12 protein-coding genes are annotated in these 13,304 nt (G+C 69.8%); 5 read left to right on the top strand and 7 right to left on the bottom strand.

The window, feature by feature from the left end:
- The first annotated feature begins 48 nt into the window (after positions 1-48).
- From PFX90_RS10680 to PFX90_RS10670, 3 genes are all read left to right on the top strand, one after another.
- Entirely contained in the window at positions 49-1,647 is a 1,599-nt protein-coding gene (locus PFX90_RS10680; RefSeq protein ID WP_285712429.1) for a cisplatin damage response ATP-dependent DNA ligase, read from the top strand.
- A 201-nt stretch (positions 1,648-1,848) separates the two neighbouring features.
- Positions 1,849-2,364 carry a DUF1993 domain-containing protein gene (locus tag PFX90_RS10675; protein ID WP_285712428.1) on the top strand — a complete coding sequence of 172 codons (516 nt, stop codon included), beginning with the start codon at positions 1,849-1,851 and terminating at the stop codon, positions 2,362-2,364.
- A 1-nt stretch (position 2,365) separates the two neighbouring features.
- Positions 2,366-2,992, top strand: a complete 627-nt coding sequence (locus PFX90_RS10670; RefSeq protein WP_285712427.1) for a YoaK family protein — start codon at positions 2,366-2,368, stop codon at positions 2,990-2,992.
- Here PFX90_RS10670 and PFX90_RS10665 read toward each other — a convergent pair.
- Genes PFX90_RS10665 through PFX90_RS10635 form a run of 7 tightly spaced genes read right to left on the bottom strand, consistent with a single transcriptional unit; the run spans position 2,989 to position 9,962 of the window.
- Positions 2,989-3,270 (bottom strand): DUF167 domain-containing protein, encoded by a 282-nt coding sequence (locus PFX90_RS10665; protein ID WP_285712425.1) that lies wholly within the window; start codon positions 3,268-3,270, stop codon positions 2,989-2,991. The two genes, PFX90_RS10670 and PFX90_RS10665, sit on opposite strands and share 4 nt — an antisense overlap.
- Positions 3,270-3,839 carry a gamma carbonic anhydrase family protein gene (locus PFX90_RS10660; RefSeq protein ID WP_285712424.1) on the bottom strand — a complete coding sequence of 190 codons (570 nt, stop codon included), beginning with the start codon at positions 3,837-3,839 and terminating at the stop codon, positions 3,270-3,272. Before PFX90_RS10660 ends, PFX90_RS10665 begins: the two co-directional genes overlap by 1 nt.
- 10 nt (positions 3,840-3,849) lie before the next feature.
- The gene (locus tag PFX90_RS10655; RefSeq protein WP_285712423.1) at positions 3,850-6,084 is read right to left on the bottom strand and encodes a fused MFS/spermidine synthase; all 2,235 of its coding nucleotides are present in this window, start codon (positions 6,082-6,084) and stop codon (positions 3,850-3,852) included.
- Positions 6,066-6,623 (bottom strand): GNAT family N-acetyltransferase, encoded by a 558-nt coding sequence (locus PFX90_RS10650; protein ID WP_285712422.1) that lies wholly within the window; start codon positions 6,621-6,623, stop codon positions 6,066-6,068. Before PFX90_RS10650 ends, PFX90_RS10655 begins: the two co-directional genes overlap by 19 nt.
- Positions 6,620-7,174, bottom strand: coding sequence for a GNAT family N-acetyltransferase (locus PFX90_RS10645; RefSeq protein ID WP_285712421.1), 555 nt, complete (start codon positions 7,172-7,174; stop codon positions 6,620-6,622). The genes PFX90_RS10650 and PFX90_RS10645 overlap by 4 nt, the downstream gene beginning before the upstream one ends.
- On the bottom strand, positions 7,167-8,162 hold the full coding sequence (gene hemB, locus PFX90_RS10640; RefSeq protein WP_285712420.1) for a porphobilinogen synthase: 996 nt from the start codon (positions 8,160-8,162) through the stop codon (positions 7,167-7,169). The genes PFX90_RS10645 and hemB overlap by 8 nt, the downstream gene beginning before the upstream one ends.
- Positions 8,163-8,207: 45 nt before the next feature.
- The gene (locus tag PFX90_RS10635; protein WP_285712419.1) at positions 8,208-9,962 is read right to left on the bottom strand and encodes a M23 family metallopeptidase; all 1,755 of its coding nucleotides are present in this window, start codon (positions 9,960-9,962) and stop codon (positions 8,208-8,210) included.
- 193 nt (positions 9,963-10,155) lie between these two features.
- Here PFX90_RS10635 and PFX90_RS10630 point away from each other — a divergent pair, with 193 nt between their 5' ends.
- Positions 10,156-12,948, top strand: coding sequence for a helicase-related protein (locus PFX90_RS10630; RefSeq protein WP_285712418.1), 2,793 nt, complete (start codon positions 10,156-10,158; stop codon positions 12,946-12,948).
- Positions 12,945-13,301, top strand: coding sequence for an RNA-binding S4 domain-containing protein (locus PFX90_RS10625; RefSeq protein WP_285712417.1), 357 nt, complete (start codon positions 12,945-12,947; stop codon positions 13,299-13,301). Before PFX90_RS10630 ends, PFX90_RS10625 begins: the two co-directional genes overlap by 4 nt.
- The last annotated feature ends 3 nt before the right edge of the window (positions 13,302-13,304 follow it).

The following is a 13,304-nucleotide window of genomic DNA, read 5'->3' as shown; positions in this document are numbered from 1 at the left end:
CTCTAGCGCATCCATATGGCTGCGCAATGAATGTGTTGGGGGGCGCTGATGGAGGAGTTCGCCGCCCTGCTCGATGCGCTGGTCTACACCACCAGCCGCAACCGCAAGCTGGCGCTGATCGCGGCCTATCTGCGCGAGGCCCCCGATCCTGACCGTGGTTGGGCCTTGGCCGCGCTGACCGACGGGCTCGATTTTCCGGCGGTGAAGTCCTCGACCATCCGCAATCTGATGATGGAGCGGGTCGATCCGGTGCTGTGGGCGCTCTCCCGCGATTTCGTCGGCGATACGGCGGAGACCGCGAGCCTTTTGTGGCCCGAACCGCAGGAGGCCGCGCCCCAGCCCGACCTGTCGCTGGTCGAAGTGGTCGAGCGCCTAGCCGCCCTCAGCCGCGCCACCGCCCCGCGCGAACTCCCCGCGCTGTTCGATCGGCTCGATGCCAAGGGCCGCTATGCGCTGATCAAGCTCGCCACCGGGGGAATGCGCGTCGGCGTCTCGGCGCGGCTCGCCAAGACTGCCTTTGCGCAGGCGTTTGGTGTGGCGGTCGAGGAGGTCGAGGAATATTGGCACGCCCTCGCGCCGCCCTATGCCGAACTGTTCGCCTGGGCCACCGGCGCGGCCCCCGCGCCCGACCTCGCCCATACCCCGCGCTTCCGCCCCTTCATGCTCGCCCATCCGCTTGAGGACGGGGTGGTCGACCTGGCCGACTACGCCGCCGAGTGGAAGTGGGACGGGATCCGCGTGCAGCTGGTGCGGGCCGGTGGCGAGACGCGGGTCTATTCGCGCTCGGGCGACGATATCTCGGCGACGTTCCCCGAACTCCTCGACGTGCTGCCGATCGACGCGGTGCTCGACGGCGAATTGCTGGTGCGCGGCTCGGCGCAAGGTGGTGAGGCCTGGGGTGCGGCGAGCTTCAACGCGCTCCAGCAGCGGCTCGGGCGCAAGACCGTGTCCAAGGCAATGCTGCGCGATTACCCCGCTTTCGTGCGCCTCTACGACGTGCTGCTGCTCGAAGGGACGGACTGGCGCGAGGCCCCGTGGAAGTCGCGCCGCGCGACTCTCGAAACACTGATGCCGCGCCTGCCCGCCAGCCACTTCGACCTCTCCCAGCTGGTCGAGGCCGAGGACTTCGAAGCCCTCGCCCGCATCCGCGACACAGCGCGCGACGAGGCGATCGAGGGGCTGATGCTCAAGCACCGCGAGAGCCCCTATGTGGCGGGCCGCAAGGTCGCGCTGTGGTACAAGTGGAAGCGCGATCCGCTGCTGGTCGACTGCGTGGTGATGTATGCCCAGCGCGGCAGCGGCAAGCGCTCGAGCTTCTACAGCGACTACACCTTCGGCTGCTGGGACGGCGACCCGGATACGGGGGCGGAGCTGCTGCCGGTCGGCAAGGCTTATTCGGGCTTCACCGACGAGGAGCTGAAAAAGCTCGACCGCTTCGTGCGGCAGAACACCCTCAACAAATTCGGCCCGGTGCGAGAAGTGAAGCGCGAGCTGGTGTTCGAGGTCGCCTTCGATTCGGTCCACACCAGCAAGCGCCACAAGTCCGGCCTCGCGATGCGCTTCCCCCGCATCCACCGCATCCGCTGGGACAAGCCCGCGCATGAAGCGGACCGGATCGAGGGTTTGCGGGCGTTGATCAAGGATTAGATCACCCCTTCGTCGTTGCGAGGAGGCCCACAGGGCCGACGCGGCAATCCATGGCCGAACCTTTCGGCTTGATGCGCCGTCCGGCCATGGGTTGCTTCGTCACCTCCGGCTCCTCGCAATGACGAGATGGGGAGGCGTGAGGGATTGACGAATGGCCGCGCGCGTCGCAAATAGGTTGCAAATCGCAACCGGAGAGAGATTGTGTCCTTCGCCACCGCCGCCCTTGCCACCTACGCCAACATGCTCGGCACGCTCGACCACATCGTCACCAAGGGCGAGGCCCACGAGAAGGGCGAGGCGCTGCTCGCAGCGCGGCTGGCCGAAGACATGTTCCCGCTCGCGACCCAGATCCGCTTCATCTGCAACATGCCGGGCGAGGCGCTGGCGCGGCTGACGGGCCTCGAATTCACCTCGAGCGACACCGACCCCGCGACCTTCGCCGAAGCCCGCGAGCGGATCGCAGCCACCAAGGCGCTGGTCGCGGCGAGCGATCCCGCCACCTGGCCCGCCGCCGGCGATCAGGTCGAGTTCACCCTCCCCAACGGCATGACCTTCGCCATGCAGGCACACGAATATTGCCGCGACTGGGCGATGGCGCAGTTCTATTTCCACATGACCACCGCCTACGCGATCCTGCGCGCCGAGGGCCTTCCCCTCGGCAAGGCGGATTTTGTCGGCTACATGTTCAAATACATGAAGCAGCCCAACCCCGCCTGAGATGCACCGCTACGACCCCGCGCGCCAACGCCTCGCCCTCGGGCTGGCCGCGCTTGCGGGGCTGGTGGATGCGACCGGGTTCGTGGTGGCGGGGGGCTATTTCACCTCCTTCATGTCGGGCAACACCACGCGGATGGGGGTGGAGCTGGTGCACTCCCCCGTACTGGCACTCGCCCCGCTGGGGCTGATTGCGGCTTTCCTGACCGGCGTGATCAGCGGCGCGGCCATAGGCCGCCGCAACGAGGCAAGGCGCGAGGCGGTGCTGCTGGCGTTGGTCGCGGCGTTGCTGAACACGGGCGCAGGGTTATTCGCAGGCGGGTTCCCGATGCTCTTCCTCGGGGCATCGGCGATGGCGATGGGCATCGCCAACAACGTCTTCGTCCGCGATGGGGAGGTGAGTGTCGGCGTCACCTACATGACCGGGGCGCTGGTGCGCTTCGGGCAGGGCGTGGCAGCAAGGCTGGCTGGCGAGCCGCTCGCTTCCACCCGCGGCTACGGCCTCTTGTGGAGCGCGCTCGCACTGGGTGCGGTGTGCGGCGGGGCACTCTGCCTTGCTGCGCCGCTCTGGGCCGCCTCCCTCGCCGCCCTTGCCGCGCTGGCCCTGTTGGCCATCGCCCGGACGCTTTAAAGCTCCACCGCCAGCAGCTTCTCCCGCGAAGTCGCGCCGCGCAACAACCTCACCCGCGAGGGCGCCAGCCCGAGCGCCCGCGCCACCACCGCAAGCACCGCTTCGTTGGCCGCGCCCTTGTCGGCAGGCGCGCGCACCTTCACCAGCACCGCCGCATCGGTGAGCGTGACGCTCTCCTCGCGCGCGCCGGGCGTCACCTTGACGGCGAGACGCCCCTGGGCGTCGAGCCGCTCTCTCAGCGCCTCCATTTCCGGCAATTGCGCCGGAGGCCGCGCCATCAGCCCTCGCCGAGCGCCGCCGCCACCGCCGCCGCGTGGTGCTTCGCGTTCTCGGCATAATGTGCCGTGCCGATGCGCATGCCCATGATCGCGCCCTCGTCGAGATCGCGCATCTTGCGCGCCGGACGACCGCCCCACAGCTCGCGCGGCTCGATCACCTTGCCCTCGGTCAGCATCGCCCCCGCCGCGAGCATCGCGTCGCTCCCGATCACCGCCTTGTTCATCACGATCGCACCGAGGCCGACGAAGCCGCGGTCGTGGATCGTGCAGCCGTGGACCATCGCCATGTGGCCGATCAGCACATCGTCTCCGATCACCAGCGGCGAGCCTTCGGGATCGCCCGGGCGCGGCGGGTCGCAGTGGAGGATCGAGCCGTCCTGCACATTGGTCCGCTTGCCGATGCGGATCGTGAACACGTCGGCGCGCAGCACGCAGTTGTACCAGATCGAGGAGCCCTCCCCGATCTCGACATCGCCGATGATCGTGCAGCCCGGCGCGATGAAGGCGGTCTCGTGGATCTTCGGGGTCTTGCCGTGGATCGGGATGATGTTGACGCCGGGACGGTTCATTGCGGTTCCCTCAGTGGAAATTCTTCCAGATCAGATGCGGCAGGATCGAGGCATAGTCGTCGCGCCACACCTCGGCCGCGGGCGGGGCGAGCGGGCGCCACTTGCCGTCGGCGGTGAGCGCCTTGAGCTGAGCCGGATCGCGCGACATCGCCACCCAGGTCGATCCGGTCTGGCCCATCCCCGTGGGGCTGTCGATCCGCACGGCAGATGCCAGCTTGCCCTCCTTCGCCAGCGCCGCGAGCACCGGCTCCAGCCGGATGAAGCGGTTGGAGATGTGCATCAGCAGCAGGCCGTTCGGGGCGAGCGTGCGGAAATAGCCCTCCTGCGCTTCCTTCGTCATCAGGTGGAGCGGGATCGCGTCGGAGGAGAAGGCGTCGACCACCAGAATGTCGAAGCTTCCCGCCGGCAGCTTCTCGAGCTGCAAGCGCGCATCGCCGATCACCGTGGGGGCCTCGGGCGCGCAGGACTTCATGAAGGTGAACTGCCCGCGGGTCGAATAGTCGAGCACCGCCGGGTCGATCTCGAAGAAGGTCCAGGTCTGGCCCGGCTGCTTGTAACACGCGAGCGTGCCCACCCCGAGACCCACGACACCAACCCGCGCCTTGTCCCCGAACATCGCCGGGGCCTTGGCGAGCGCCAGACCGACGCCCGCCTCGCGCCCGTAATAGGTGGTGGGCTCGAGGATCCCGGTCTCCAGGCGCTGCACCCCGTGGAGGGTGGTGCCGTGGATCAGCTGGCGCAAGCCATCGGTCCCGTCACGCACGGTGTAGATCCCGAAATAGCTGCGGCTGCGAAGCCCGGCAAAGCTGGTCTGCGCCTGCACCATCGCGCCCAGCGCCGCGATCAGCGCGGCGCAGGCGGCGACGAAGGCCCAGCGCCGAGCGGCGAGCAGCACCGCGGCGGCAATCAGTGCGGCGAAGATCGCGAGGTCGATGATGCCCCAATCGTCGTTCAGCATCGAGCGATCGAACAGCCGCATCGCCCCGATGAACAGCGCGAAGAGCAGCGCGATGATGCCGAGCCGCGCGCCCTGCTCGCTCGGGAACAGCCGGGCGAGGAGGCCCTGCCAGCGGCCCAGCGGCAACAGCGCGGCCGCGGCGAGGATCAGCAGCGGGTGCTCCCACGTCCAGTCGAACACCAGCGGCGCGATCAGCGCGGTGAACAGCCCGCCGAGCACGCCGCCCGCCGACATCACGAGGTAGAACTGGGTGAGGCGCGCCGGTTCGGGCCGCTCCTCGTAGAGCCGCGCGTGGAGCGCCACCGCGACCACGAACAGCAGCGTCAGGCTCGCCGCGACCGCGAGCATGCTCGGGCGCGAGGAGCCGAGCATCGCGAGAGCGCCCGCGGCGGCGATCACGACGGGCGCGATCACGGTCATCACCCGGGCAAGGCCGCGCTTCTCGGCAAAGGCGAGGCTGAAGGACAGGAGGTACAGCCCGAGCGGGATCACCCACAGCAGCGGCATCGCGAAGATGTCGGTGGTGAGGTGGGTGGTGGTCGAGAGCATCAGCCCCGAAGGCACCGCCGAGAGCGCCAGCCACAGCGCGATGCGCTTGGCGTCGGGGGCGGGGCCCGCTTCCGTCTCCGAAGCGGCGGCGATCACCGCCGGGGCGGGCGCGGTGCGGCGCGCGAGGCCGGCGAGCGCCACCAGCACCACCAGCGCGCCGTAGCCCGCGGCCCAGTAACGGCTCTGCTCGCCCAGCGGCAGCAGCGGCTCGACCAGCAGCGGATAGGCGAGCAGGCCCGCAAAGCTCCCGAGGTTGGAGGCGGCGTAGAGCGGATAGGGATCGCCCGCCTTGGGGTGCGCGGCGAACCATTGCTGCATCAGCGGAGCCTGCGCCGAGACGACGAAGAACACCGGGCCGATCGTCAGCAGGAACAGGTAGGGCACCCACAAGGCCTCCTGCCCGGCCTCGGGCGGGGCAATCGCGGGGAGCGCGATCGGCAGGGTGAAGGCCGCCGCGACCAGCAGCGTCACATGGATCAGCGCCTGCCGCCCGACCGCCAGCCGCGACAGCGCGTGGGCATAGGCATAGCCCCCCAGCAGCAACGCCTGATAGACCAGCATCGCGCTGTTCCAGACATTGGGCGCCCCGCCGAGGCGCGGCAGCGCGAGGCGCGCGACCAGCGGCTGGACGAGGAACAACAGGAAGCTCCCCGTCAGGATCGTCACCGCAAACAGCCAGCGGCGCGGGCCCGCACCGGGCGCGGCAGAAATGTCGTCAGTCAAGGCGTCGGTCCCCATTGCCCCTGCACAAGCGCGTATTGGATTGCGGGGTTATACGCGGGTGGCATTGCCGGATCGTTGAAATCAAGGTGGGCAGCGCGAATCATGCCCAGTTTCTCCATCAGCCGCCAGCTGCCGACGTTCCTCGCGGTGGTGATGGCGACGATCCGGGGGGCATTGTGGGTGGCAAAACCCCAATCGATCACCGCCCGCATCGCCTCGAAAGCATAGCCCCGCCGCCAGCGATCCTCGCGCACCACCCAACCGATCTCGAAGTCCTCCGGGTTGGGCGCGAGCGGATGGGCGACATGGCGCAGCCCGCAATGGCCGACCATCTCCCCGGTCGCGCGCTCCTCCATGATCATGAAGCCATAGCCGCGGGTGGCGAACCCCTCGCGCGAGGCTGCGTGCTTGGCGGCGATGACTTCGCGCGGCTGCACCCCGCCCAGATGCTCCATCACCGCGGGGGTGTTGAGCAGCGTCATGTGCGGATCGAGGTCGTCCTCGCCGATCTGGCGCAGGACCAGCCGCTCGGTGACGAGCACGGGCGTGGTCACGCCGGGGCGTCCAGCGACCACACCGTCGTCGGGTTGTCTTGTGGAGGATAGTCGGGGTCGACGTAGCCGAGTTCGGGCCGGAAGGTGAAGCCGAGGCGCTGCATCATCCGGGTCGAGGCGGCGTTGGACTCGCTGGTCTGCGAGTAGATGCGCGGCAGGCCCATTTCCCCGAAGGCGAAGCCGAGGGCCCCCTCGGCCGCCTCGGTCGCATAGCCCTTGCCCCAATGGTCTTGCGCGAAAGTCCAGCCGATCTCGCGATGGCCCTGCAAGGCGGGCGGCGCGGCGGGGGAGCGCAGGTGGAACAGGCCGACGCGGCCCACCCTCACCCCGCCGTCACGCAGCCATACCGTCCAGCGCTTGTACCCTTCGGGCGCGGCGAAGGCGGCGATGTCGAAGGCGAGGCCCTCTTCGACCTCCGTGGGCGTGCGCACCCCGGCGAGGTGGCGCATCACGGCCTCGGTGTTCATGGCTTGGAGCAGCCACGGCAGGTCCTCCGCCACCGGAGGGCGCAGGATCAGGCGCGGCGTTTCGAGCGCGCCAGCCTCAGCCATTCAGCAGGCGGGCGGCGTGGGCGGCGTGGTAGGTGAGCACGCCGCTGCACCCGGCGCGCTTGAACGCCAGCAGCGTCTCGAGCACCAAGGCATCGCGGTCTCCCGCCCCCGCCGCCGCTGCGGCCTCGATCATCGCGTATTCGCCGGAGACCTGATAGGCGAAGACCGGCACGCGGAACTCGTCCTTCACCCGCCGGGCGATGTCGAGATAGGCGAGGCCGGGCTTGACCATTACCGAGTCCGCCCCTTCCGCAATGTCCATCGCCACTTCGCGCAGGGCCTCGTCGGTGTTGGCCGGGTCCATCTGGTAGGTCTTCTTGTCGCCCTTGAGCAGCCCGCCCGAGCCGACCGCGTCGCGGAACGGGCCGTAGAAGGCGCTCGCATATTTGGCGGCGTAGCTCATGATCTGGACGTTCGCGTGGCCGTTCATCTCGAGCGCGCGGCGGATCGCGCCGATGCGGCCGTCCATCATGTCGCTGGGCGCGATGATGTCCGCCCCGGCATTGGCCTGATTGACCGCCTGATCGACCAGCGACGCCACGGTGTCGTCATTGAGGACATAGCCGCCGCCGTCGATCAGCCCGTCCTGCCCGTGCGAGGTGTAGGGGTCGAGCGCCACGTCGGTCAGCACGCCGATGGAGTCCCCGCAGGCGTCCTTGATGGCGCGGATCGCCTGGCACATCAGGTTGTCGGGGTTGTGCGCCTCGCCCCCGTCGTCGCTGCGCAGCTCCCTCGGCGTGTTGGGGAACAGCGCGATCACCGGAATGCCGAGGGCGACCGCCTCCTTCGCCCGCGCGACAATCAGGTCGACCGACCAGCGCGAGACGCCCGGCAAGCTGGCGATCGGCTCCTCGACGCCCGTCCCCGAGGTGACGAACAGCGGCCAGATCAGGTCCGCGGGCGTGAGGATCGTCTCGCGCTGCAGCGCGCGGCTCCACGCCGTGGCGCGCGTGCGGCGCAGGCGGGTGTTGGGGTAGTGTCCGGTCATGGCCGCGAGACTTACGCCCAATCCATATTGGACGACAAGCGTTCCTTACGGTGTCTTCGGCGCGGGAGTAGGGCCCGCCACCTTCTCGATCTCGCGGCCCGGCGCCTTCACCTCGCTGGGGGCAGGGGCAAGCTCCTTCAGCGCCGCGCCCACCTCGACCGTCTTCAGCGTGATCAGCTGGCGGCGGAAATCGAGCAGCTCGGTGCCCGAAAGGAGCGCGCGGCTGACGAACTGGACGCTCGAGGGATTGATCACCCGCCCGCCGCGATACATCTCGTAGTGGAGATGCGCGCCGGTCGAGAGGCCGGTGGAGCCGACATAGCCGATCACTTGCCCGCGCCGCACGCTCATGCCCGGCGCTACCGCCATGCGGCTCATGTGGCAATAGCGGGTCGAGAGCCCGCCGCCGTGTTCGAGCCGCACCGCGATCCCGCAGCCGCCCGCACGGCCCGCCGCGCTGACCTTGCCGTCGCTCACCGCGACGATCGGCGTGCCATATGCCGCCTTGAAGTCGATCCCGGCGTGCATCCGGTTGTAGCCGAGGATCGGGTGGCGGCGCATCCCGAAGTTCGAGGTGACCGGCCCAGGCACCGGCGCCAGCAGCCCGCGGCGCTGCTCGCCCACGCCCGAGGCCTCGTAGAAGCGCCCCTCGCTCCCCCAGCGCATCAGCTGGGTGCGCGGCACGCCGCTGCGGTCGATCCCGGCATAGAGCAATTGCCCCGCCATGCGCTCGCCGGTCGCGGCGCGGCGATAGGCGAGGATGACGTCGAACTCGTCGGTCGGGCGGACCTCGCGGTCCATGTCGATCTGCGAATCGAGCGTTTTCAGGTATTCCTGCACCGCGCTGGCGGGCACGCCGGCGGCGCGCATCGAGCGGTAGAGGCTTGACCCCACGACGCCGCGCACGCGCAAGGGGGTCTCGTCGACGCGGATCACGTTGCGCACCAGCGCCAGCGGGCCAGAGGGGACGACGGGGGTGCCGTCGGGGTTGCTCTGGCCGACGCCCGGGCGGGTCAGCGCCAGCTCAAGATCGAACCGCGCGCGGAACGAGAGGCTGTCGAGCGGGCGCGGCTGGCCGGGCGCAGTGCGGCGGCCGAGGATCAGGTCCATCTGCGTGCCCGGCTGGATGTCGCCCACCGCCACGGCCTGCCCGACGAGAGCGGCGGCGCGGTCGATATCCTCGCCCGCCACGCCCGCGCGGCGCAGCATCGAGGCGAAGCTGTCACCCGGGGCGAGGGTCACGACCATCTGGATCTGCGGCCGCTCGGGCGCGCTCTTCAAGGGGATCACCGCCTGGGTCGGCCCCATCCGGCGGCCGGAATCGGCGCCCAGCGCAAGCGGCAGGATCATCTGGCTGCGCATCTCGGCATCGACCGCCGCGCCGCGCGGCATGGCGGGGCGGGCTTCGAGCGGGGTGAGGTCGGGCCAGAAGGCAAGCGCCAGAGCGCCCAGCCCCACCATCGTGCCGAGGCCCCGCAGCCAGCGGCGGCTGCCAATATCCTCGGCGAGATCAGGGGCGAGGTCGAGCCGGTCGAACCATTGCGAGGCGTCAAGCCGCCACGCTTCGTAACGCTCCGCGCGCGCCGCCCAGCGCTTTGCCAGCTTGCGCCGCATGCGCTGCGAGAAGGTCGGCGGGGCGAGCTTCTTGCCGTTGCGCAAGTATGGGATGAGGTCGCGCGCCTCCTCCGGATCGAACGCCGGAATGATCGCGAGCGCGCGGCTTTCCCCCTCGCCGGGAGTGTCCCCGGCGTCCTCCGGGCCCTCCCCCGGATCGGTCAGTCTGCGCGCATGATCCAACATCGTGCCTTGAAACGGTGCCCTTGGGAGGCGAGCCTTGCGCCGCCCCCGGGCGGAGCCTTGTCGCATTTTTCTGGCACAACATAGTAAAACTGGCGTTAACCAGCGACCAGTCGGGCCCTGAGTGCGATAAGGTGTTGTGCGTATCGCCGCGCGGGCCTCGCCCATGGCCTTGCCCCCCTGCTGCAAGCCTGCGATGACCGTCGGCGTCGTGCCCCAGTCCCTCACCCCCCGTCCCGCCGAGGACGCTCATGTCCGCGCCGTGCTCGGGCCGACCAACACCGGCAAGACGCATCTCGCGATCGAGCGGATGTGCGGGCATTCCAGCGGCATGATGGGCTTCCCGCTGCGCCTTCTGGCGCGCGAGGTCTATGACCGGGTGCGCGCGATCAAGGGCGACAGGCAGGTTGCCCTCATCACCGGCGAGGAGCGGATCGAGCCGCCGGAGGCGCGCTATTTCCTCTGCACCGCCGAGGCCATGCCGAGGAGCACCGGCGAGGTCGCCTTCGTCGCCTTGGACGAGGCGCAATTGGGCGCGGACCCGGAGCGCGGGCACATCTTCACCGACCGCCTGATGCACATGCGCGGGCGCGAGGAGACGATGATCCTCGGCAGCGCGACGCTCGAGCCGATGGTCAAAGCGCTGATCCCCAAGGCCGAGATCACCAGCCGCCCGCGCTTTTCCACGCTCTCCCATGCGGGCGTGTGCAAACTCTCGCGCCTGCCCAAGCGCTCGGCCGTGGTCGCCTTCAGCGTCGAACAGGTCTACGCCATGGCCGAGGCCCTGCGGCGGTTCCGCGGCGGGGCGGCGGTGGTGATGGGCGCACTCTCGCCCGAGACCCGCAACAAGCAGGTCGCGATGTTCCAGGCGGGCGAGGTCGACTACATCGTCGCCACCGACGCGATCGGGATGGGGCTTAACCTCGATCTCGACCACGTCGCCTTCGCCGCGCTGTCGAAATACGACGGGAGGCGCAAGCGCCGCCTCACCCCGAGCGAAATGGCCCAGATCGCCGGCCGCGCCGGTCGGCACCAGCGCGACGGCACCTTCGGCACGCTCTCGGGCACAGGCAAGGGCGACGGCGAACCGCTCCAGTTCACCGACGAGGAAGTCTACGCGATCGAGGAACACAAGTTCGCGCCCCTCACCCACCTGTTCTGGCGCGAGGCCGATCCGCGCTTCGATTCGCTTGCCAGCCTGATCGCCGATCTCGAAGCGCGGCCCGACAATGCGGTGCTCAAAGCCGCGCCCGAGGCCATCGACCTTGCGGTGCTGAAACGCCTCGCGGGCGACTCCATCGCCGAAACCGTGCGCGGCGCGGGGAGCGTGCGGCGCTTCTGGGAGGCCTGCTCGCTCCCCGACTTCCGCAATCTCGGCGTGGAGCAGCACGCCCGCTTCGTCGCCCGCCTGTGGGACGACCTGCGCGGCGGCTATCTCGGCGCCGATTTCGTCGCCGCGCGCATCGCCGAGCTTGACCGGATGCAGGGCGACATCGACACGCTGCAAGGCCGGATTGCGGCGATTCGCAGCTGGGCCTACATCTGCCAGCGCCCCGATTGGGTGCTGGCGCGTGACGAAATGGCCGCGCGGGCGCGCGCGGTCGAGGCGAAGCTCTCGGATGCGCTGCACGCGCGGCTGACCGAGCGTTTCGTGAACCGAAGGACGACACTCTTGATGAAATCGCTGGGGCAGGATGCGAGTGCGCTGCCCGTCACCCTCGAACCCGACGGCCACCTGACGGTGGAGGGCGAGAGCATCGGCCGGCTCGAGGGCTTCCGCTTCCATGTCGATCCCTCGGCAGGCGTGGCTGACCGCCGGATGCTGCTGGCGGCGGGCGAAAAGGCGCTGCCGGCGCTGCTGGCGGAACGGGCCGAGTGGCTGCTCTCGAAGGGCATCGCCGAACTGGAGATTTCCGGCGGCGCGATCCGTTGGCAGGGCCGCGCGCTGGCCGAGATCGCCTTTCCGGGCCACCCCGGCTCGGGCAATTTCGGCACGCCGCGCCTCGCCCTCACCCGCGATGTCGCGCTGCTGCCCGATAGCGCCAAGGCGAAGCTGGAGGTGGGCCTGACGGCGTGGCTGGAGCAGCAGCTCGAACCGCTCGAACCCCTGCGCAAGCTCGCCGAGGCCGCGCGCGATCCCGCCGCCGGGTCGCAGGCGCGCGCGCTGGTCATCACCCTGATCGAAGCGCGCGGCGTGATCAGCCGCGAGGAGGCAGGGCTCGAAAACCTGCCCAAGGAAATGCGCCCCTACCTGCGCAAGCTCGGCGTGACCTTCGGCGCGCTCGACATCTTCGATGCGCCGCTGCTCAAGCCCGCCCCCCGCCGCCTGCTCCACGCGCTGGGGCTCGACACCCGCGCGGTGCAGGAGGCGATGCAGCCGGTGCTCGCCGAGGGTAGCTGGGCCAAGGGCCGCCTGCCCGCCGGATACCGCTATGCCGGGAGCCAGGCGATCCGGGTCGACCTCGCCGAGAAGATTTTTCGCGCCGCCTTCGATGCCCGCGCCAAGGTGGTCGCGGCGCACCCCAAGGAGCGCAACCGTTCCTTCCGGCTCGATCTCGCGCTGGCGGTGTCGGTCGGGCTCGAGGCCGAGAACGCCCGCCGGTTGCTCGGCAGCGCGGGCTTCCGCTGTGACAAGGCCCGCGCGCTGCCCGAGGGCGCGCAAGGCCCCGCCGCTCCCGACCGCTGGTACTGGCGCCCGCGCCGCCCCGAGGAGCGGGAAGCCCGCCGCGAGGCGCGCAGCGCCGAGCGCCCCCGGCACGGCAAGCCCGAACGCAAGGACGCTCGCAAGGACAATCGTCCCGGCGAGGGCAAGCCGCAGCGCGAAAAGCGCGACGATCGCCCCAAGGGCGAGCGGCGTGACCGCCCCGGCGGGGGCAAGCCCGGCGGCGGCAAGCCCCGCGACACCCGTCCGCCCCTGCCCAAGCCCGACACCGGCCCCGCCCGCGCCGGGGGGGCCTTCGACAAGCTGGCGGACCTGCTCAAAGGATGACCGGAGCGCAGTCGATCAGGATCGACCGGCTGCTCGTCTACCTGCGCTTTGCCCGCACCCGCTCCGCCGCGCTGGCACTGATCGATACCCATGCTTTGCGCCGCAACAGAAAGCATGTGCTGCGGGCTTCCGAACAGGCGCGTATCGGGGATGTGCTGACGATCGCGCTGGGCAGCGGGGTGCGGGTGATCGAACTCCTCGCCCTGCCCGACCGGCGCGGCTCGCCCGAGGTGGCCGCTACCTATTATCGGGAGGTTGATTCTGACGCGCTTGACCGTAAAGGGCAAATGACCATAGGCGCGTCGGCGCCGGTGCCGGGCGTCCTGTCCGGCGATCCCGAAGACTTCTCGTGAAAG

This window comes from Erythrobacter oryzae (assembly GCF_030271515.1).
GTDB classification, from domain to species: Bacteria; Pseudomonadota; Alphaproteobacteria; order Sphingomonadales; family Sphingomonadaceae; genus Erythrobacter; species Erythrobacter oryzae.
Note: the sequence above shows the minus strand (reverse complement) of the source record. Positions and strands in the feature narration are given on the sequence as shown.

What these genes read in the sequence shown, in the direction of transcription:
- PFX90_RS10680 (WP_285712429.1), top strand. Translation starts at nt 49, where the DNA reads ATGGAGGAGTTCGCCGCCCTGCTCGATGCGCTGGTCTACACCACCAGC.
- PFX90_RS10670 (WP_285712427.1), top strand. Translation starts at nt 2,366, where the DNA reads ATGCACCGCTACGACCCCGCGCGCCAACGCCTCGCCCTCGGGCTGGCC.
- PFX90_RS10665 (WP_285712425.1), bottom strand. Translation starts at nt 3,270, where the DNA reads ATGGCGCGGCCTCCGGCGCAATTGCCGGAAATGGAGGCGCTGAGAGAG.
- PFX90_RS10660 (WP_285712424.1), bottom strand. Translation starts at nt 3,839, where the DNA reads ATGAACCGTCCCGGCGTCAACATCATCCCGATCCACGGCAAGACCCCG.
- PFX90_RS10655 (WP_285712423.1), bottom strand. Translation starts at nt 6,084, where the DNA reads ATGGGGACCGACGCCTTGACTGACGACATTTCTGCCGCGCCCGGTGCG.
- PFX90_RS10645 (WP_285712421.1), bottom strand. Translation starts at nt 7,174, where the DNA reads ATGGCTGAGGCTGGCGCGCTCGAAACGCCGCGCCTGATCCTGCGCCCT.
- hemB (WP_285712420.1), bottom strand. Translation starts at nt 8,162, where the DNA reads ATGACCGGACACTACCCCAACACCCGCCTGCGCCGCACGCGCGCCACG.
- PFX90_RS10635 (WP_285712419.1), bottom strand. Translation starts at nt 9,962, where the DNA reads ATGTTGGATCATGCGCGCAGACTGACCGATCCGGGGGAGGGCCCGGAG.
- PFX90_RS10630 (WP_285712418.1), top strand. Translation starts at nt 10,156, where the DNA reads ATGACCGTCGGCGTCGTGCCCCAGTCCCTCACCCCCCGTCCCGCCGAG.
- PFX90_RS10625 (WP_285712417.1), top strand. Translation starts at nt 12,945, where the DNA reads ATGACCGGAGCGCAGTCGATCAGGATCGACCGGCTGCTCGTCTACCTG.